Here is a 17,711-nt window from a genome sequence, read left to right as displayed (position 1 = left end):
GCATCGTGTCTTGTGAAGGTCATTGTTGGCCAGGCGCCCGGTATTATGGAAAAAATCTATTGTAAATATCATCCTGCCGCACCGGCACGCTGGCAGTGCAATGCATGTCGGGTCAATTTCTGCACTACATGCGCGGCGTCTGATACCGATGGTATCGAGCCGGTTTGTCCCTTATGCGGGCAGAAAACCGTCTCTTTGGGTGCCGGCAACCTGATTCGGCCGTTCTGGCAGCGGATCCCTCGCTTTTTTCTGTTTCCCGCGCATGCGGTTCCATTGTTGTTCATTCTGGCCCTGGCCGGGTTGAGCATGCTGGTGTCGGGTTCCGCCTTCGGTATGCTGTTCATGCTGGTCATCAATATTGTGTTCTTCAAGTATGCATTCGCAATTCTGGAGGACACCGCACAAGGCTATCTCAAGCCGAAGCCGATTACCGGAAGTGTTATTTTTGATGAGCTGGAACTGCCGCTCAAACAACTGTTGTTAATATTTTTTATTGCCCTGCTCAACTATAAAGTGCTTGGTCTTTTCGGTTTCGGCCCCTTTATTCTGGCAGTTATGATATCCGTTGCGGCTTTCCCGGCAGCTGTGATGATACTTGCCGTTGAGCACAGTATTTTCAAGGCGCTTAATCCGCTGATGATACTGGTAACCATCAAGCGAATTGGACCGTCGTATTTTATTATGTGCCTGTTCCTTGCGCTGTTGTTGAGTGGCGCGACGGTCGCCAGTGATTTGTTGACAACCACCCTGCCCAAAAACATCTGGTTCGCCAGCAGCAATTTCATCAATATGTATTTCATGCTTATTATGTACAACATGATGGGGTATGTGATTTACCAGTATCATGAACAGCTAGGGTTTTCCGTGACAGAAGCATACCTGGAGGAAGATAGCGGAAAGCCGGCTTCCGATCCACGTTTTCGTCAGGTTGATATATTGTTGCAGGAAGGGAAAACGGAAGAGGCGGAAAAGAAACTCATCCGTGAAATAGAAAAGAATCCGGGAGAGCTTGATGTCAGAGAAAAATTACACCGTTTCTATATTGCAGCGAATAACCAGCAAGGTCTGATTCAGCACAGCGCAGATTATATCATGCGATTATTGCATGCCAACAAACCGTCGGAGGCCATGCGGGTTTATCTGGAAGCGTCGCAAATTGCCCCGAAGTTGAAGCCGGCCGGCGCTCGCGAACGACATGAACTGGCGGAATTACTCAGGAAGAATGGTCAGTCACGTGCAGCCTTGAATCTGTTGAATAACCTGCATCAGGAATTTCCCAGTTACGAGGGGATTCCCGGAGCATATTTGCTGGTTTCGCAGATTATGTTTGAGTACTTCGGGGAGGAGAAGAAGGCACTGCAGGTTCTCGACTTTCTGAATAAAAAATATGCGGGCCACCCTCTTTTAAAGGATGTTGAGGAGTACCGTCAGGTAATAGAGCGTATGATGGTAGCGAATCAACCCAGTACTTGACGTGCGTGTTCAGCTTCACGGCTGTCAGGATAGCACTGTAAAAGAATATTGAAATATTTTTCGGCTTTCTTGTGGTTATTATTGCGGTTATATTGACTCGCCAGCGCCAACAATCCTTCCGGGTTACGGGCAAAATCACTTTTGCGTGTTGTCAGGTATAAAATGATCTTTTCGGCATCTTGAAGGTAATTGCCTGAGGATAAGCGTAATGCGATTGATATGAGTTGGTCCGGGCCGAGACGGACGTTGGGCTGTACCTGTTCAACATAGGCAATAAAGATATCGCGCAATTGTCGAACCGGCATGGTTCGGGAATTGTCGGGGTCGAGAAGTTCCCTGGCGTATTCGTGTATGGCCTCATCGCTGGACAATTTTGCAATATTAAAAAGCTGCTCGGTAATCTCGATCTTTTCCGGATGCTTCTCCCTGAGTTCCAGAAAAATTCTGCGTGCCTTGTCGAATTCCATGTGGGCGACATGTTCGAGTCCCTGCTGATATCCCTTAAGGTAGGCTTGTTTGTTCTCTTCGCGGTCCAGATAGTCGAGATCGGCTTTGCCATAGCGCAGGGCGATATAGCCGATTAATGCTCCGCTCAACAGTCCGCCAATATGCGCGAAATTATTGATATTGCTCGGTGAATAGATCTGGGTAATGACCTCGTAACCCAGCCAGATTGGTAACAGAATGATCGCCGGTGCCCGGACAAAATCAAAATAGAACAGCAGGGTATAGAAGAAACGGATTTTACGCCGGCCGAAGAGGACTGTATACATACCCATCAGTCCGGAGATCGCGCCCGAGGCGCCAATACCCCACATCAGGCTGTCGGGATCGAGCCAGAGATAAAACAGTCCGGAGCTGGCACCGGCGATCAGGTAGGCGGAGAGATAGAGGGTTCGCCCCAGTGTCATTTCCACGCTGAAACCCACCAGGAACAGGAAAATCATATTGCCGATCAGATGCCCCCAGTCGGCATGCAGAAACATATGAGTAATCAGCGTGGTGAGCGAAGGCTCGGCGGTTTTGAAACTGTATTGATATGTGACAATACGTTGCAAATAGTCTTCGAAGATGCGGCGCTGTTCCTGCCAGGTAGCGTAGTCCGGATGTTGCGGATTAATGAGCTGGCCACCCTTCATAAGTTGCTGGAATTTCCCGTCAGTCAGCAGACGGGATAACAATATATCATCGTCTTCCTGTTGCTCGAGCTGGGCCTCGAATCCCTGTTCGCTCAAAAATTTACGATATAGCGGGAGCTCAATGGCGGGTAGCCTGGAATCGAGATAATAGTCGTAGGCCTGCTCCTCCAGGCGTTGATCCTCTCCTTGCCAGAGCGTGAAACAGAGGACATTGATCACGAGCAGCAATAGCGTAATGACCGGCGGATTGCGCCATTCGGGTTTCCTGTCCAAAGGAATAAACATCTGGCTGGCGTCCGGTCAGGGGGCTGATGGCTGCAACGGAACAGTGACATGACTTCGCATCCGGGTATTTTGCCAGCTGGGTTGAAAAATGGAAACTGTGAAACGATTCCTGTTCTTGCTGCTGTCCGGGGCTGATTATTAAACTTTGCTAATACAGCCCCGGACAGGCATTGGCCCCGTCGAAAGCCCTGACAGGAGGAGACTATGCAAGGAAACGGACATCTGCGGCGCAGCGCTGAGCTGGCCGTCGAGCGCCATGAGGCATTCGGGGAGTTGTTGAATCGACAAGAAAAGTCACGATTAGTCGATCATGGGGTGGTGCGCAGTACCGTGCCCGGTGAATTCCTGTGTCGTCCACATCAAATTGATACCCGAAGCTACCTATTGGCGGTTGGTGAAGTCGAGGTTCGGGATCGCGCCGAAATGAAAAGTACGGTATTGGCCCGTCTGGGGTGGAGTGGACTGTTCGGCGAAATCGCCGCTTTGTTTTGTTTGCCGCGCATCTCGGCGATCAGGGTAAGCCAGCCTTCCGTTTTGCTGGCGATCTCCGGCGACACCCTGGAGAAAGTGATCAGCGGCCGGGCTGAACTTTACGATGCCGTGTGGTTCAGCGTTATAAGCAGCGCCTCACGGATACCGCATTACGCGGTGTCGCGCTGTTTCGTCATGTTGCGCCAGACAGGCTGGTCGCATTGAACGAGTGCTCCTCGCTGGTCGGGATCCCGCCGGGGGAGGTGATCGTCAGCGTAGGCGAACCGGGCGAAGCCCTTTGTGTGATCATTTATGGGACGGCCAGGGTTACCCATCAAGTGGGCGGCGCATCCCGGGATCTTGCCCTGCCGCTTATAAGGGAAAACCCGCAAATTACCGATGTCCCTGACTCGTACAGACAGATTTGCCAGGAGGGCTGATGCGCTGTAAAACCGGACTCTGGCCGTTCCCAGCCGCTGTTACAGAGGTAAAAATACTGTTTTTTGACCGGGATTCCCTGTTAATATCCCGTTATTCCAATCAGGTCTATTAAAACACAGGTCAGGAATTACTATGCCAAGCAGAATAATCCAGATTATTATACTTACCCTTGTCAGCAGCACTGCCAGCGCCGAAGCCATCAAGGCTTATCTGGGTGACGAGGTGGCGCGTTTCTCCTATGCCACCGATTCGTTCGGAGAACAGCTCGGTCGACTGGAAACAGAGTTCGGCGTGATGTTCACCGATCGCGATGAAGCAGTACGGAATGATGATTTTCTGACTCATCTTGGGGTGCAGGTACGTGGTGAAAGCCTTGATTTTCCCCTGATCGTCTCGATTGGCGGCAGAGCCTATTATGGTGAAGCCAGTGAGTATAATGTCTCCGCGGTCGCGATCGGCGGTGATATGTTGTTGCTGCCGGAGAACTGGGGTGGTTTCGGCCTGGGTGGGTTTTTCTATTACGCCCCGAAGGTTGTTACGTTCCAGGATGCGGAAAGTTTCACCGAATGGGGGTTGTTCGCCTCCTTCCAGATAACGCCCCAGGCCAGCATTATGGCGGGCGTTCAGAACATAGAGGCCGAGATCGAAAATGGTGGGGGCGATGTGGAACTTGAGGATGGCGGTTTCGTCGGGGTGGATATCCGCTTCTGAGCCACTGTTTCTGATAATCCGGTGCCTGCGGCCGGCGTCGCGTTGAGGCCGGCCCGGCCCGGACTGTCAGCCTGTCGCCAGGACCTGCTCCAGTTCGGCAAAGCTGTGAGCCCGGCCACTTTCGGGGATCGGCATGCCCAGTTGCCGACTGATGTGCGATGCGGAGAAAATGCCCCGTACCCGCTGCAGCCCATAACGGTCACTGTCGATGACCAGGGCGTGTTGGCGGGCCACCTGCTGTAGTGTCGCGACAATATCGCCGACACAGGCCATCTGGATGTCGGTGAGTCTGAGTACATCGAGCTCGTCGTGCGGTGTCATGATATCGCGCACTGTCACTTCATTATAGGTACAGTTCACCTCGTGCATGTAACGTACAGGCTTTTCTCCCAGAATATCGGTTGCGGTCAGAATGCCCGCAATCGAATTATCCGCCCTGCAAACCAGCAATAACCTCACCTGATTGGAAATCATTTTCTGATTGGCGGCAGCCAGCGATACGGAGGGTTCCACTGTGACCGCTGCGACCCGTTGTAAATCGGTCATGGCATAGATAGCAGGCATATCCAGTGTCAGATGATCGGGCAGCAATTGCTGGGGGCGATGGAAGCCGATGTGGCTGGATAATTTGTGCAGAGCCAAGGGCGTATAGTGAGTAGGCATTATTGGGTTACCGTCGACTTTGTTCAGGAATGTCTTTAGTAAATAGCCAATTCCGGGCGACTTTGCAAATCCCCCCGGGTCAATAGCCGGGATAAGTTACAGGGGAATAGCGGGCTTGTTCGGCAACGGGCGTTGGCCAGAGCCGGTTGGGGAGAGTGTGAGTGCCGTATTTGCCTTGAGGCAGGCGGCCGGCACCGGAACGAAAACGGCCGGGCAGATGCCCGGCCGTTAGCTTCTCTGGTCGTTGCCGTCGTTCAGGCGGCCATATCCTTGAGCGCCTTGAGCGGCTGGGCCTTGACCACATTGCGGGCCGGTTTGGCCTTGAATACAGTCGGTTCGCCGGTGAAGGGGTTGATACCCTTGCGAGCCTTGGTGGCCGGTTTGCGGACAACCTTGATTTTGAGCAGACCCGGCAGAGTGAAGACGCCGGCGCCATTACGCTTGACGTGGCCATTGATGATAGTGGCCAGTTCCTCGAATACAGCGGCAACCTGCTTCTTCTGCAGATCAGTACGTTCAGCGATAGTCGCATACAGGGTGGATTTGGTCATCGGTTCCTTGATGCTTTTGACTGCCGGGGTCTTTTTGGCAGCGGTTTTCTTCTTCGCAGTTTTCTTCTTGGCTTTTTTCTTCGTTGCCATGATTGCTCCTGAATGTTCTCAACGTATTGTTTAACTGATGCTAAAATAGCACACTCTAACGAAATTTAAAGCTGACATAAGGCTATTTTTGACGATTTTGTGTTGACGATGCAAGTGTTTTCCCTGATTTTCAGGGGCTCAGAGGCATATGCAGACAGGTGGCGCGTGTGAAAGAGTTCAGGGTTTGTCATGTCGATGAGCTCACTGATCCGGGAAGCCTGGAGGTGACATTGCCATGCGAGGATATGGAGCCGACGATTTTCCTTGTCAAGATGGAAGGGCGGATATACGCCTATGTCAACAGTTGTCCGCACACCGGCGCGCCGCTCAACTGGCTGCCGGATCAGTTTCTCGACTATTCGCATGAGCTGATACAGTGCACCCTGCATGGCGCCCGGTTTCGCCCCGGGGACGGCTATTGCGTATGGGGGCCCTGTCAGGGGCAATCTCTGAAGTCTTTGCCGGTCTCAGTTCGACAGCGGCAGATCTATGTCTCCTGTGCCTGAAAGCGGGCCTTGTCACTCGCATCCGGTCCGGACAGGGGCCCCCTGATGCTGCATAAACGGAAGAAATTTATTACACTGTTCCCGCCATGTATTATAGACCCCTCATTTTCCTGATTTGCCTGGTCGGCCCGTTAAACGGCGCACTCCATGCGGATGAGGACGCCGATACGATTTATATCAGCGATCAACTGCGGGTCGGGGTGCGTCCGGAACCGGACAGCCGTTCAACACCGGTGGGGGTGGTTACCACCGGTATGCAACTGGAGGTACTGGATAGCCGGAATGGCTATTTGCAGATCCGGACTGACAAGGATCTCACCGGCTGGATCAAGGAAATTTACACCGCCGAGGAACCGCCGGCAATGGTTCAGCTTGAACGGCTTGAGACGAAGCGGGCCGAGAATCTCGAGGAGCTCGAAGCACTGCGTCAGAATCAAACCGCACTGGAGGAGGCGAACGAGCGCCTCAACAACCAGCTGGATCAGGTCAAGGCGGAACGTGCCAAGCTCCAGCTGCGCCTGGCGCGCGATGCCTTTGGACAAAAGCAGCAGGGCAGCTACGGGCTTCTCTGGTTGACAGGTCTGGTGGTGTCGGCGGTGGCGGCATTTGCCGGCGGCGTCCTCTGGCAGCGGCGACAGACCACCCGGCGTCTGGGCGGGCTGCGCCTTTAAACAGGCGTTCCGATTGCCCCGCTCACCCTTTTACCGGGGCGGCCGTGCCCTTCCCCCGGCACGCCGTAATACATCCGTGCAGGCCGACGGTTACGTCTTTCCCGACAGGGTCTACCGACGCCATGTATGGCGTCGTGCGTCGCTCTCGGGGCTTTCCCCGGGCCCGTCCTCCAGCCGACGACCCTGAAAGGGCGCGCCACCCCCGTACCGTATAGCTGTCGTGCTATTTGGAACGCCTGTCCGGACGGCTGCTTGTTTCTTGTTTTGCGATCTTTGCCGTGATTTCCCATCTCCCGCCACTAACAGATTATTGAGCATGCCCTCAAGTATGCGGATGGAACCGGCCTGGCACGTTAGCGTCCCCGGACGGCAATCAATCAGGCCATTCGTCCGGGTGACAGGCAGAGAAAGGGAAACTGCAGTCGCTGGCAGGACATGTACGGGCAGAACTGTACACTCAGGTGCGACAGGCTTTTATGGTGAATGGGCAAACGCGCTGTCACTGTCAGGCGAGCGCTGTTCTGCACTGCTGTTGTGTGATGGGGTTAACATACCTTGTGCAGATGACTTTATAACAATACCCACCCGGTTGTTTATTATGACTGATTCAGGGGAACAGTTCGGGCTGGATGCCGGCTGTTCAGGATGATTATAACAATCTTGATGGGTGTCGCGGATGAACGACAAGTCGGCTTTAAGTATTGAGCAATTCAAAACATATGAGCCTATCGCTTCTCTTTCCACGGAGCGCCTGGAGGAACTGATCACGCTGATCACACTCGATTCACCGGGAATCGGTGTCAGTCTTTTTCGTGAGGGCGATATTGACAACCAGACTGTGTATCTTCTGGAGGGCGATATCCAGCTTGTATCATCAGATGGGGATATGAATCGGGTGATTTCGGCGCACGATGATGCCGCCCGCTTCCCGCTGGCGGACGGCCAGCCGCGCCGGGCCACTGCGACCGCCCTGACACGGGCGCGAGTGATCCGAATCGATAACAGCATACTCGATTATATGATGATGTGGGATCAGATGGCGGTCTCGGAAAACACGGTCACAAATTCGGAACAGGAAAGTCCCTCTTCGGCAAGGCCGCAGTCGGCGGACAGCGGCGAACCCGACCGCAGCTGGATTCGCAAGGTGCGGCATATTATGGCCTTTGAAGCGATGCCGCCGGCGAACATCAAGCAGTTACTGGAGAAAATGCAGCCTGTGGAGGTCAGGGCCGGAGAGGTCATCATCGAGCAGGGTGAGCCGGGCGATTATTACTATGTCCTGACAGAAGGCAAGGCGCAGGTTACCCGCAGCATCAGGTTGGCGAGCCTGGAGGCGGGAAACAGTTTTGGTGAAGAGGCGCTGCTGTCCGGCGGCAAGCGTAACGCGTCGGTGACTATGACTTCCGATGGACAGGTGATGCGTCTGTCCAAGGAGGAGTTTGACGCCTTGCTAAGGGAGCCGCTACTGGCCCGTATCCCGCCCGATGAGGCGCGGGTTCGGGTCGCCGGCGGGGCGCGCTGGCTGGACGTGCGTCATGCACGCGAATTCCATCACAATCATATGCCGGGCGCGGACAACATCCCTCTGCACGAACTGCGCATGCGCCTGGATGAACTCGACAAGGCGGCCGAATACATCTGCTATTGCACCACCGGCAAGCGCAGTGCCGCCGCCGCCTTCCTGCTGGTGCAAAACGGCTACAAAGCCAGTGTCCTCAACGGCGGCATCCAGGTCATGCCCCAGGACCTTCAACGTGGCTAGAGCCACACCCCTTTGTTTGTTTCCTCTGGGAATTAACGCGGAGTTCGCGGAGGCGCAGAGACGCAGAGTAATACATAATTAAGACATAAGGCGTTTTTAATTGTATTACATCTGAAAGAGGTAATTTCCAAATATTTTTTCTCCGCGCCTCTGCGCCTCCGCGAACTCTGCGTTTTTTACACATAAACAGGCTATGAAGCGGGAACTGTATCTACAGTCTAGTCTCTAGCACCTGATACCTGTTTTAGCCCGGCGGCCAGTGCAGGGGGCGGCCGGCGAGCAGGTGCAGGTGGACGTGGTAGACGGTCTGTCCGGCCAGGTGGTTGCAGTTCATCACCACCCGGTAACCCTCTTCGTCAAAGCCCTGTTGCCGGGCATAGTCCTGTGCGGCCAGTGTCAATCTGCCGATCAGGGCGGCGTCTTCGCTGCCGAAATCATTAATAGTACTGACATGACGCCGCGGGATGAACAGCACATGCTGCGGGGCCTGGGGATTGATGTCGCGAAAGCCGATAACGTCTTCATCGGTGTAAACAATGTCGGCCGGTTGGGTCCCTTCGACGATTTGACAAAACAGGCATGCCATACATATCTCCCTTATCAACCAGTCTCTTGGTACTTAGTACTAAGTACTAAGTACTAAGTACTAAGTACCTAGCCCCTGGATCAGGGACTCGGATTGGGGTGTTGCTGGTGGATCGCCTCGATTCCGGCGAGCACTTCATCGGACAGTTGCAGATCGATACTGGCGATATTGCTTTGCAGCTGGGCCATGCTTGTGGCGCCGACAATATTGCTGGTCAGAAACGGTCGGCTGTTAATATAAGCGAGGGCCATTTGTGCCGGATCCAGATTGTGCTTGCGGGCCAGTGCCACGTATTGTTCGGTGGCGGCGATCGCCTGCGGATTGCTGTAGCGGGTGTAATCCGGATAGCGGGTCAGACGCGCGCCGGCCGGCTTCTCGCCGCCGAGGTATTTTCCTGAGAGCACCCCGAAGCCCAGCGGTGAATAGGCCAGCAGGCCGCACTGTTCGCGACAGGAAATTTCCGCCAGGCCCACCTCATAACTTCGGTTCAGCAGGCTGTAGGGGTTCTGGACCGAAACGAGGCGCGGCAGATCATGCGCTTCGGCCAGTTGCAGGAAGCGCATGACACCCCAGGGGGTTTCATTGGACAGACCCACATGGCGAATCTTGCCCGCCTGGCGCTGCTCTTCCAGGGCCTCGAGGGTTTCCAGTAACGGCGTAAAGTCTTCATCGAACTGGTGCTGATAGCCGAGCTGACCAAAGAAGTTGGTCTGACGCTCGGGCCAGTGCAACTGATAGAGATCCAGGTAATCGGTCCGCAGCCGCTGGAGACTGGCGTCCACCGCCTGGCGGATATACTCGCGGTTATAGCGGGTCTTGCCGCCGCGAATGTGCGGGATCCAGCTCTCGCCGGGCCCGGCGATCTTACTGGCCAGGACGATCTCGTTACGCCGGCCGCTTTTCTGCAACCATTCGCCGATGATCTCCTCGGTGCGCCCGTAGGTCTTCGCCTGCGGCGGAATCGAATACAACTCGGCGGTGTCGATAAAGTTCACCCCCTGCTCCAGCGCGTACTCGATCTGCTCGAACGCCTCGGCAGGCGTGTTCTGCTCGCCCCAGGTCATCGTGCCCAGGCAGATGACACTGACGTCGATATCGGTATTACCCAGCTTGCGATATTCCATGCTATGGACCTGTTTGTTAGAGAGATAAAAAATAACGCAAAGGACGCAAAGCCGCAAAGGACGCAAAGGAAAATATAAATAATTATTACTTTTTCCGGATAAGTCGGCAACAATCAACGCAAGCGATCCGGTTGTTTGCTCACATTTTTAGTTTATTATGAAAAAAATTTTAACTCTGCGTCCTTTGCGGCTTTGCGTTCTTTGCGTTGATAAAATTATAAAAATAAAGTTAAAACGCCGGTGTAGCCGTAGAGGCGCTGGCCGGCGATTTCGCCGTTGGCGTAGAAGCCGACCAGCGGGATGTCGCCGAGCGCTTCGCTGATCATTTTCATTTCTTCAGAGTTCTCACCGAAAAGGTGTCGGCCGCGGCCCAGGCAGGTCATATAGAGGCCGCCTTTGGGTTTGGCGTCGCCGAGGCGTTTTTTGACGTCGGCCAGCATGCGTTGCATGTCCTCGACGGCGGATTTGCCGTCGCGGCGACAGAACATGATCGGCGTATCCGGACTCATGTGTTCTCCGATGGCCAGCAGATTGTTTTCGGGATCAAAACCGATCACGTTGCGTACCAGGTAATCGCCGGTGTCGCTACCGCGCACGGGAAAGGCGGCGAAGATGTAGCCGGCGGCACGATCAATGTCCCGTGCCAGAACCTCCCCGATGTCTTCCTTGAAGACGTCCAGGGCGGGGCGGTTGTCGATGGTGATGGCCATATGGTGATCGCAGCTGGTCAGCTTTCGGGGTTCGGTGATCGGGGTGCAGCCCTGACTCAGGCCGGTGACCATGGGGATGTCCTTGAACACGACGCCCGAGAGGGAACCTTCGGTAAGATCGTCGGCAACCTGAAAGTAGTGCTGTTCGGAGGAGGTCAGACCGCCGATTAAATAGCCATTACCCAGCTTCTCGGGCAGTTCATCAATCAGTTGCGGGAGGTGGCCGTTACGCGGATCACCGTGTACCACGGCAGGGCGCAATGAGAAGTCGTAGTCATCGGTCCGGGTGATTGTGTTTTGTTCTTCCCGGGACAGATCGAAGACGCTGAAACTCTCTTCGGGGAACTGGCAGGCCAGTACCGCCAGTGCCGGACGATCATAGTATTCGGTGTTGGTACAGCAGATCCCGCTGCCGACGGTGCCGACCCAGTGGGGAATGGCGGTCCGCTCTTTGAGCAGGCGCAGGAGTTTGCTCAGCTCATTGTTGAAATCATCGGTGACATAGAGAAAGGCGAGATTACACCCGTCGCAGGAGCCGAGCTGTTCGATTACCTGTTCGGCGGCCTGCTGCCAGTCGTTATCAGCGGCATGCCCCAGTTTAAATTGTGTCATAGTTCAGACCATATGCATGCTGTCAGGGCCAATCATGCTAGCACGTAACCGGGCCTGTTATCGATATGAAGCGCTAAAATCCATCCCGGTGAGCCGTGGTTTGAAAGGGGATGAATAAACTGACCCGGAAGATCGGGACGCAGCTTGAAGCGGCTCGGTTATGCACTGCTCGGGTGGTGTGCCTCGATTGTTCCACACCGGTGATGGTGTCCGTTGTCTGCCTGGCATAAAAAAACCGGGCAGAGGCCCGGTTTTTTGGATTACCTGTCACGGGCTTGCGCTCAGGCGTTTTTCTTTTTCTCGATCATCTCATGAATCAGCGGGTTGAGGATCAGTTCCATGGCGAACCCCATCTTGCCACCCGGCACCACGAGGGTGTTGCGCCGTGACATGAAGGAGTCGGGGATCATGTTCAGCAGATAGGGGAAATCAATGCCGGTGGGATCGCTGAAACGGATGACAATGAAACTTTCGTCGGGTGTCGGGATATCCCGGGCGATAAAGGGATTGGACGTATCGACCGTCGGTACCCGCTGAAAATTGACATGGGTGCGGGAGAACTGCGGGGTGATGTAATTCACGTAGTCTTCCATGCGCCGCAGGATGGTATCGACAATGGCTTCGGCGGAATAGCCGCGCTGTTCGTTGTCGCGGTGGATTTTCTGGATCCATTCCAGGTTCACAATCGGTACCACACCGACCAGCAGGTCGACATGTTTGGAGACATCAACATCGCCGTCCGCGACACCACCGTGCAGACCTTCGTAAAACAGCAGGTCGGTCTTGTCCTTGATCTCTTCCCAGGGAGTGAACTGTCCGGGGGTGAGATCGGTACCGAGACGGCCGTTATGCTCGGCGGCTTCTTCATCGCTGTGCAGATAATAACGGCGTTTGCAGGTGCCGCTATTGCCATAGTTCTTGAAGGTTTCTTCCAGCAGATCGAAGTGGTTGGCTTCCGGGCCGAAATGGCTGAGCTGTTTGCCCTGTTTGGCGAAATCGGCAATGGCCTCTTTCATGGCAGCGCGGTCATAGCGATGGTAGCTGTCGCCCTCGATCACCAGCGGATTGATCTGCTCGCGGAAGAAGATATGTTCAAAGGCGTTCTTTACCGTGGTGGTCCCGGCCCCTGAGGAACCGGTGACCGCGATAATGGGATGTTTTGCAGACATGGGGATCTCCCTTTGGTCAAACGTGTTTTAAATCTTGTTTTGGAATTCGGTGTCCAGCGGCGGCCGGGCCGCGAGCGAGCCGCCTATTCTAATAGAATGCGTGGCGGAAGTCTCGCCATGCCTGAAATTATTGATGATGGGCGGCTATTGCCGGGGTTCGTGCCAGTTACCCGCCTGTTCGCGGGCGATGGCGCGATATCCGATGTCGGAGCGGTAATAGACGCCGTCCCACCGGATCTGCCGGGTCACGGCATAGGCCCGCTGCTGGGCGGTGGTGACCGTCTCGCCCAGGCCCACGGCACACAACACGCGTCCGCCGCTGGTGACGATCTGCCCGTCCTGTTCGGCGGTGCCGGCATGGAATACCTTGCTCTCGGGGGTGTCTTCCGGGAGGCCCTGGATGACGTCGCCCTTGCGATAGCGGTCCGGGTAGCCGCCCGCCGCCAGGACCACGCCGACCGCGGCGCGCGGATCCCAGTCGATGTGGATGGTGTCCAGTCGCCGGTCCAGGGCTGCATCGCACAGCTCGACCAGATCCGAACGCAGGCGCATCAGGATCGGCTGGGTTTCGGGATCGCCGAAACGGCAGTTGAACTCCAGTACCCTGGGCGCGCCGTCGGGACCGATCATCAGCCCCGCATAAAGAAAGCCGGTATAGGGATGGCCTTCGGCGGCCATCCCCCGGATGGTGGGTTCGATCACCTCGCGCATGACCCGGTCGTGAATCTCGGGGGTGACCACCGGCGCGGGTGAGTAGGCCCCCATGCCGCCGGTGTTGGGGCCGCGATCGCCATCATCACGGGCCTTGTGGTCCTGTGAGCTGGCCATCGGCAGAGCGTGCAAGCCGTCGGCCATGACGATGAAACTCGCCTCCTCGCCCTGCAGAAACTCCTCGATGACCACCCGATGGCCGGCGTCGCCGAAGGCGTTACCGGCCAGCATGTCGCGTATTGCGGCGATCGCCTCGTCCTCGGTCTGGGCCAGAATCACGCCCTTGCCGGCGGCCAGGCCATCGGCCTTGATCACGATGGGCGCGCCCTGCTGGCGCACATAGGCGATGGCCTCGTCCACATCGGTGAAGTTGTCATAGGCGGCAGTGGGGATGTGATGGCGCGCCAGAAAGTCCTTGCTGAAGGCCTTGGAGCCTTCCAGTTGCGCGGCGGCGCGAGTGGGGCCGAAACAGCGCAGACCGGCGGCGGTAAATTCATCCACCACGCCGGCCACCAGCGGGGCCTCGGGCCCCACCAGGGTCAGATCGATCGTCTCGGCGCGGGCAAAGTCGAGCAGGGCCCGAATGTCCTCGGCGCCAATGGCCACGTTTTGCAGGCCGGGTTCCCGGGCGGTGCCCGCGTTGCCGGGCGCGACATAGACAGTTTCGACCCGTTCGGACTGGGCGGCTTTCCAGGCCAGGGCGTGTTCCCGGCCGCCGCCGCCGATGACCAGAATTTTCATGGCTGCTCCCGTTGCGTGGCTAATCGTGTGTTGCGGCCAGTCCGCTCAATGGCGGAAATGGCGCATGCCGGTGAAGACCATGGCGATGTCGTGTTCGTCGGCGGCGGCAATCACTTCCTCGTCGCGCATCGAGCCGCCGGGCTGAATCACGGCCCGGATGCCGGCTTCGGCGGCCTGGTCCAGCCCGTCGCGGAAGGGGAAGAAGGCGTCGGAGGCCATCACCGAGCCGGGTACTTCCAGTCCCGCCTGTTCGGCCTTGATGGCGGCGATGCGGGCCGAGTTGACCCGGCTCATCTGTCCGGCGCCGACCCCGACGGTCATCAGTTCGCGGGCATAGACGATGGCGTTGGATTTGACGAACTTGGCCACCTGCCAGCTGAACAGCAGATCGCCCATCTCCTGCTCCGAGGGCTGGCGCTTTGTCACCACCTTGAGCTCATTGTATAAAGCCAGATCGGCATCCTGCACCAGCAGACCGCCGTTGACCCGTTTGAAGTCGAGCCGCGGCCGGCCGTTGCTGAATTCACCGCAGGCCAGCAGGCGTACGTTTTTCTTGGCCGCGACCACCTCGACAGCCTCGTTGTTGACCGATGGCGCGATGATCACCTCAACAAACTGGCGCTCGACGATTGCTTTGGCGGTTTCGGCGTCCAGTTCCTGGTTGAAGGCGATGATGCCGCCGAAGGCCGATTCGGGATCGGTGGCGTAGGCGCGGTCATAGGCCAGCAGCAGGTTCTCGGCCTGGGCAACCCCGCAGGGATTGGCGTGTTTGACGATCACACAGGCGGGGGTGTCGAACTGTTTGACGCATTCGAGCGCGGCATCGGTGTCGGCGATGTTGTTGTAGGACAACGCCTTGCCCTGCAGCTGGCGGGCGGTGGCGACCGAGGCCTCATGCTGATCGGCTTCCACATAGAAGGCCGCCGCCTGATGCGGGTTCTCGCCGTAACGCATGGCCTGCACCTTGTGGTACTGGCTGTTGAAGGTGCGCGGCAGACCGCCATGCTGGCCTTCACTGTCGATGGCACCCAGATAGTTGGCAATCGCCCCGTCGTACCCGGCGGTGTGCTCGAAAGTCCTGACCGCTAGATCAAAGCGGGTGGCGTCGCTCAGCGCGCCGTCGTTGTCGGCCATCTCATCCAGCACGCGCGGATAATCACTGCTGTTGACCAGCACGGCGACGCCGGCATGGTTCTTGGCTGCGGCGCGCAACATGGTGGGGCCGCCGATGTCGATGTTTTCGATCGCGGTGGGCAGATCGCAGTCGGGTTTGGCGACGGCTTCGCGAAATGGATAGAGGTTCACCACCACCATGTCGATGGGCGGGATGGCATGCTCCTGCATGACCGCGTCATCCAGGCCGCGGCGGCCCAGCAGTCCGCCGTGGATCTTCGGATGCAGGGTCTTGACCCGCCCGTCCATCATCTCCGGAAAGCCGGTGTAGTCGGAGACTTCGGTGACCGGGATACCGGCCTCACTCAGCAATTTTGCCGTGCCGCCGGTCGAAAGGATCTCGACACCGAACTGCTCGTGCAGCTGTTTGGCAAACTCGGCAACGCCGGTTTTGTCGGAGACGCTGATCAGCGCGCGCTGGATTTTATTCATGGTTGTGTGTTTCCCACCAACAATTCGGCCACGGGATTGCCGTGGCCGGGATTGTGTTTGCATGTTTAAAGACCTGGCAGAGTGTTTAACATGACACGTTGTTATCGGGCCATGTGTTTGACCACCGAGCCACTGAAAACATCGATAAAGTGATCAGCTGGGCGAGCTGCACATTATTTCAGTGAATTCGATGTTTTCGGTGGTTCTCCTGCCCGGTTGGTTGATCAATGAACGCTCAGCCGTTGTTGCTGCTTATTCGTGTAATCCGTACTGCTTGAGTTTCTTGCGCAGGGTACCCCGGTTGATGCCCAGCATCTCGGAGGCTTTGCTCTGATTGCCGCCCGTATGTTTGAGCACGGCGCGGAACAGCGGCTCTTCCAGTTCGGCGAGCACCATTTTATACAGATCGTTGGTCGGATGGCCTTCCAATTGGTGGAAATAGTTTTCCATGGCATCCTCAACACAGTTTCGCAGCGGTTTCTGGGCCGAGTCGGTTATGTCGTCGTTATTGGTCAGCACAGCGTTTTCCATTAGCACTGCTTCATTCATGCGGCAAGTTCCTCCCTATTTATCAAGCGTTCAAAAAATTCAAAAATCATATCCAGTTGTTGTTCTACGTTGTCGACGCGGTTGACAGCCTGGCGAAAGGCGGCACCATGAGACTGTCCCTTGCTGTACCAGCTGATATGTTTGCGGGCCACACGCACGCCGGTATCTTCCCCGTAAAAGGCATACAGGTTTTTCAAATGGCCGACCAGGATGTCGCGGATGGTCTCCGCGGACGGTTCCGGCAGCAATTCGCCGGTTTGTAAATAGTGATCGATTTCGCCGAAGATCCAGGGACGCCCCTGGGCCGCGCGGCCGATCATCACCGCGTCGGCGCCGGTATGGCGCAGCACGAATTCCGCTTTTTGCGGGGTGCTGATGTCACCGTTGGCGATGACCGGGATACCAATTCGCGATTTGACCTCGGCAATGGTGTCGTACTCGGCCTCGCCGTTGTATTGATCGGCCCGGGTGCGGCCGTGAATGGCCAGTGCCTGGATGCCGGCGTTTTCGGCGATCCGGGCGATCAACGGGGCATTTTTGTGCTCGCTGTCCCAGCCGGTGCGGATCTTCAGGGTCACGGGGACATCCACCGCATCGACCACCGCTTTGACAATGCGCTCGACCAGTGCCTCATCCTGCAGCAGGGCCGAGCCGGCCATGACGTTACACACCTTCTTGGCCGGGCAACCCATATTGATGTCGATGATCTGGGCACCCTGGTCGGCGTTGTGACGCGCGGCGTCGGCCATCATTTGCGGATCGGCGCCGGCGATCTGTACCGAACGGGGCTCGATCTCGCCCTCATGGCTGGCGCGTCGCCGGGTCTTCTCGCTGCCCCACAACAGGGAGTTGGAGGAGACCATCTCCGAGACCGCCATGCCCGCTCCCAGTTGTTTACACAACTGGCGAAACGGCAGATCGGTCACGCCCGCCATGGGCGCGAGGATCAGTGGATTATTAAGCTGGTAGGGGCCGATTTGCATGTTGATATCGTCTGGCTGACCTCGCGCACCGTTGCACGAGGCGAATTATCATACCCGTTCGGGCAGACAGGATAAAGCGCGAAAACCGGGCGTGAACCCTTGCCATTTGTTGCATCCTGATCTACCGCACCGGGCTTTTCGGCGGCGTTGATTTTTTA

The 17,711-nt window shown here is 56.4% G+C and carries 17 protein-coding genes; 6 read left to right on the top strand and 11 right to left on the bottom strand.

Translation table 11 applies throughout. The annotated features are described in order from the left end of the window. Positions 1–45 precede the first annotated feature (45 nt). Positions 46–1,473 (top strand): tetratricopeptide repeat protein, encoded by a 1,428-nt coding sequence (locus EDC23_RS11790; RefSeq protein WP_134084817.1) that lies wholly within the window; start codon positions 46–48, stop codon positions 1,471–1,473. Here the strand turns inward: EDC23_RS11790 and EDC23_RS11785 are convergent. After that, the gene (locus EDC23_RS11785) at positions 1,458–2,897 is read right to left on the bottom strand and encodes a rhomboid family intramembrane serine protease (RefSeq protein WP_134084815.1); all 1,440 of its coding nucleotides are present in this window, start codon (positions 2,895–2,897) and stop codon (positions 1,458–1,460) included. The two genes, EDC23_RS11790 and EDC23_RS11785, sit on opposite strands and share 16 nt — an antisense overlap. A 204-nt stretch (positions 2,898–3,101) precedes the next feature. Here EDC23_RS11785 and EDC23_RS11780 point away from each other — a divergent pair, with 204 nt between their 5' ends. Both EDC23_RS11780 and EDC23_RS11775 read left to right on the top strand, forming a co-directional pair. Further along, positions 3,102–3,593 carry a cyclic nucleotide-binding domain-containing protein gene (locus tag EDC23_RS11780; protein ID WP_134084812.1) on the top strand — a complete coding sequence of 164 codons (492 nt, stop codon included), beginning with the start codon at positions 3,102–3,104 and terminating at the stop codon, positions 3,591–3,593. A gap of 348 nt (positions 3,594–3,941) precedes the next feature. Continuing rightward, positions 3,942–4,520 carry a YfaZ family outer membrane protein gene (locus tag EDC23_RS11775; protein ID WP_134084810.1) on the top strand — a complete coding sequence of 193 codons (579 nt, stop codon included), beginning with the start codon at positions 3,942–3,944 and terminating at the stop codon, positions 4,518–4,520. A 66-nt stretch (positions 4,521–4,586) separates the two neighbouring features. Here the strand turns inward: EDC23_RS11775 and EDC23_RS11770 are convergent, their stop codons facing one another. Continuing rightward, the gene (locus EDC23_RS11770; protein ID WP_134084808.1) at positions 4,587–5,183 is read right to left on the bottom strand and encodes a CBS domain-containing protein; all 597 of its coding nucleotides are present in this window, start codon (positions 5,181–5,183) and stop codon (positions 4,587–4,589) included. 254 nt (positions 5,184–5,437) lie between these two features. Then, a complete protein-coding gene (locus EDC23_RS11765; protein WP_134084806.1) occupies positions 5,438–5,824 on the bottom strand; it encodes an HU family DNA-binding protein in 387 nt (128 codons plus the stop codon). 167 nt (positions 5,825–5,991) lie between these two features. On the opposite strand from EDC23_RS11765, the gene EDC23_RS11760 reads away from it, so the two are divergent. The 3 genes from EDC23_RS11760 to EDC23_RS11750 all read left to right on the top strand — a co-directional run bounded on the left by EDC23_RS11760 (position 5,992) and on the right by EDC23_RS11750 (position 8,763). After that, positions 5,992–6,330, top strand: coding sequence for a Rieske (2Fe-2S) protein (locus tag EDC23_RS11760; protein ID WP_166668858.1), 339 nt, complete (start codon positions 5,992–5,994; stop codon positions 6,328–6,330). 86 nt (positions 6,331–6,416) lie between these two features. Then, positions 6,417–7,001, top strand: coding sequence for a TIGR04211 family SH3 domain-containing protein (locus EDC23_RS11755; RefSeq protein WP_134084802.1), 585 nt, complete (start codon positions 6,417–6,419; stop codon positions 6,999–7,001). A gap of 676 nt (positions 7,002–7,677) precedes the next feature. Further along, complete coding sequence (locus EDC23_RS11750; protein WP_134084800.1) at positions 7,678–8,763, top strand: cyclic nucleotide-binding domain-containing protein; 1,086 nt, start codon at positions 7,678–7,680, stop codon at positions 8,761–8,763. 244 nt (positions 8,764–9,007) lie between these two features. Here EDC23_RS11750 and EDC23_RS11745 read toward each other — a convergent pair whose 3' ends face one another. The 8 genes from EDC23_RS11745 to dusB all read right to left on the bottom strand — a co-directional run bounded on the left by EDC23_RS11745 (position 9,008) and on the right by dusB (position 17,553). Further along, the gene (locus tag EDC23_RS11745) at positions 9,008–9,349 is read right to left on the bottom strand and encodes a histidine triad nucleotide-binding protein (protein WP_134084798.1); all 342 of its coding nucleotides are present in this window, start codon (positions 9,347–9,349) and stop codon (positions 9,008–9,010) included. A gap of 80 nt (positions 9,350–9,429) precedes the next feature. Next, positions 9,430–10,473, bottom strand: a complete 1,044-nt coding sequence (locus EDC23_RS11740) for an NADP(H)-dependent aldo-keto reductase (RefSeq protein WP_134084796.1) — start codon at positions 10,471–10,473, stop codon at positions 9,430–9,432. A gap of 215 nt (positions 10,474–10,688) precedes the next feature. Continuing rightward, the gene (locus EDC23_RS11735) at positions 10,689–11,795 is read right to left on the bottom strand and encodes an FIST signal transduction protein (RefSeq protein WP_134084794.1); all 1,107 of its coding nucleotides are present in this window, start codon (positions 11,793–11,795) and stop codon (positions 10,689–10,691) included. A gap of 281 nt (positions 11,796–12,076) precedes the next feature. After that, positions 12,077–12,964 (bottom strand): phosphoribulokinase, encoded by an 888-nt coding sequence (locus tag EDC23_RS11730; protein ID WP_134084792.1) that lies wholly within the window; start codon positions 12,962–12,964, stop codon positions 12,077–12,079. A gap of 144 nt (positions 12,965–13,108) precedes the next feature. After that, positions 13,109–14,416, bottom strand: a complete 1,308-nt coding sequence (gene purD, locus EDC23_RS11725; protein WP_134084790.1) for a phosphoribosylamine--glycine ligase — start codon at positions 14,414–14,416, stop codon at positions 13,109–13,111. Positions 14,417–14,461: 45 nt separating this feature from the next. After that, the gene (gene purH / locus EDC23_RS11720; RefSeq protein WP_134084788.1) at positions 14,462–16,021 is read right to left on the bottom strand and encodes a bifunctional phosphoribosylaminoimidazolecarboxamide formyltransferase/IMP cyclohydrolase; all 1,560 of its coding nucleotides are present in this window, start codon (positions 16,019–16,021) and stop codon (positions 14,462–14,464) included. Between the two features lie 252 nt (positions 16,022–16,273). Then, positions 16,274–16,570 carry a DNA-binding transcriptional regulator Fis gene (gene fis / locus EDC23_RS11715; protein WP_134084786.1) on the bottom strand — a complete coding sequence of 99 codons (297 nt, stop codon included), beginning with the start codon at positions 16,568–16,570 and terminating at the stop codon, positions 16,274–16,276. Next, the gene (gene dusB / locus EDC23_RS11710; protein ID WP_134084784.1) at positions 16,567–17,553 is read right to left on the bottom strand and encodes a tRNA dihydrouridine synthase DusB; all 987 of its coding nucleotides are present in this window, start codon (positions 17,551–17,553) and stop codon (positions 16,567–16,569) included. The genes fis and dusB overlap by 4 nt, the downstream gene beginning before the upstream one ends. Between the last annotated feature and the right edge of the window lie 158 nt (positions 17,554–17,711).

Source organism: Thiohalophilus thiocyanatoxydans, from assembly GCF_004366735.1.
GTDB classification, from domain to species: domain Bacteria; phylum Pseudomonadota; class Gammaproteobacteria; order UBA6429; family Thiohalophilaceae; genus Thiohalophilus; species Thiohalophilus thiocyanatoxydans.
The sequence above is the reverse complement of the archived record's forward strand: the minus strand, read 5'-3'. Positions and strand labels throughout refer to the sequence as shown.

What these genes read in the sequence shown, in the direction of transcription:
- EDC23_RS11790 (WP_134084817.1), top strand. Translation starts at nt 46, where the DNA reads ATGGAAAAAATCTATTGTAAATATCATCCTGCCGCACCGGCACGCTGG.
- EDC23_RS11785 (WP_134084815.1), bottom strand. Translation starts at nt 2,897, where the DNA reads ATGTTTATTCCTTTGGACAGGAAACCCGAATGGCGCAATCCGCCGGTC.
- EDC23_RS11780 (WP_134084812.1), top strand. Translation starts at nt 3,102, where the DNA reads ATGCAAGGAAACGGACATCTGCGGCGCAGCGCTGAGCTGGCCGTCGAG.
- EDC23_RS11775 (WP_134084810.1), top strand. Translation starts at nt 3,942, where the DNA reads ATGCCAAGCAGAATAATCCAGATTATTATACTTACCCTTGTCAGCAGC.
- EDC23_RS11770 (WP_134084808.1), bottom strand. Translation starts at nt 5,183, where the DNA reads ATGCCTACTCACTATACGCCCTTGGCTCTGCACAAATTATCCAGCCAC.
- EDC23_RS11765 (WP_134084806.1), bottom strand. Translation starts at nt 5,824, where the DNA reads ATGGCAACGAAGAAAAAAGCCAAGAAGAAAACTGCGAAGAAGAAAACC.
- EDC23_RS11755 (WP_134084802.1), top strand. Translation starts at nt 6,417, where the DNA reads ATGTATTATAGACCCCTCATTTTCCTGATTTGCCTGGTCGGCCCGTTA.
- EDC23_RS11750 (WP_134084800.1), top strand. Translation starts at nt 7,678, where the DNA reads ATGAACGACAAGTCGGCTTTAAGTATTGAGCAATTCAAAACATATGAG.
- EDC23_RS11745 (WP_134084798.1), bottom strand. Translation starts at nt 9,349, where the DNA reads ATGGCATGCCTGTTTTGTCAAATCGTCGAAGGGACCCAACCGGCCGAC.
- EDC23_RS11740 (WP_134084796.1), bottom strand. Translation starts at nt 10,473, where the DNA reads ATGGAATATCGCAAGCTGGGTAATACCGATATCGACGTCAGTGTCATC.
- EDC23_RS11735 (WP_134084794.1), bottom strand. Translation starts at nt 11,795, where the DNA reads ATGACACAATTTAAACTGGGGCATGCCGCTGATAACGACTGGCAGCAG.
- EDC23_RS11730 (WP_134084792.1), bottom strand. Translation starts at nt 12,964, where the DNA reads ATGTCTGCAAAACATCCCATTATCGCGGTCACCGGTTCCTCAGGGGCC.
- purD (WP_134084790.1), bottom strand. Translation starts at nt 14,416, where the DNA reads ATGAAAATTCTGGTCATCGGCGGCGGCGGCCGGGAACACGCCCTGGCC.
- purH (WP_134084788.1), bottom strand. Translation starts at nt 16,021, where the DNA reads ATGAATAAAATCCAGCGCGCGCTGATCAGCGTCTCCGACAAAACCGGC.
- fis (WP_134084786.1), bottom strand. Translation starts at nt 16,570, where the DNA reads ATGAATGAAGCAGTGCTAATGGAAAACGCTGTGCTGACCAATAACGAC.
- dusB (WP_134084784.1), bottom strand. Translation starts at nt 17,553, where the DNA reads ATGCAAATCGGCCCCTACCAGCTTAATAATCCACTGATCCTCGCGCCC.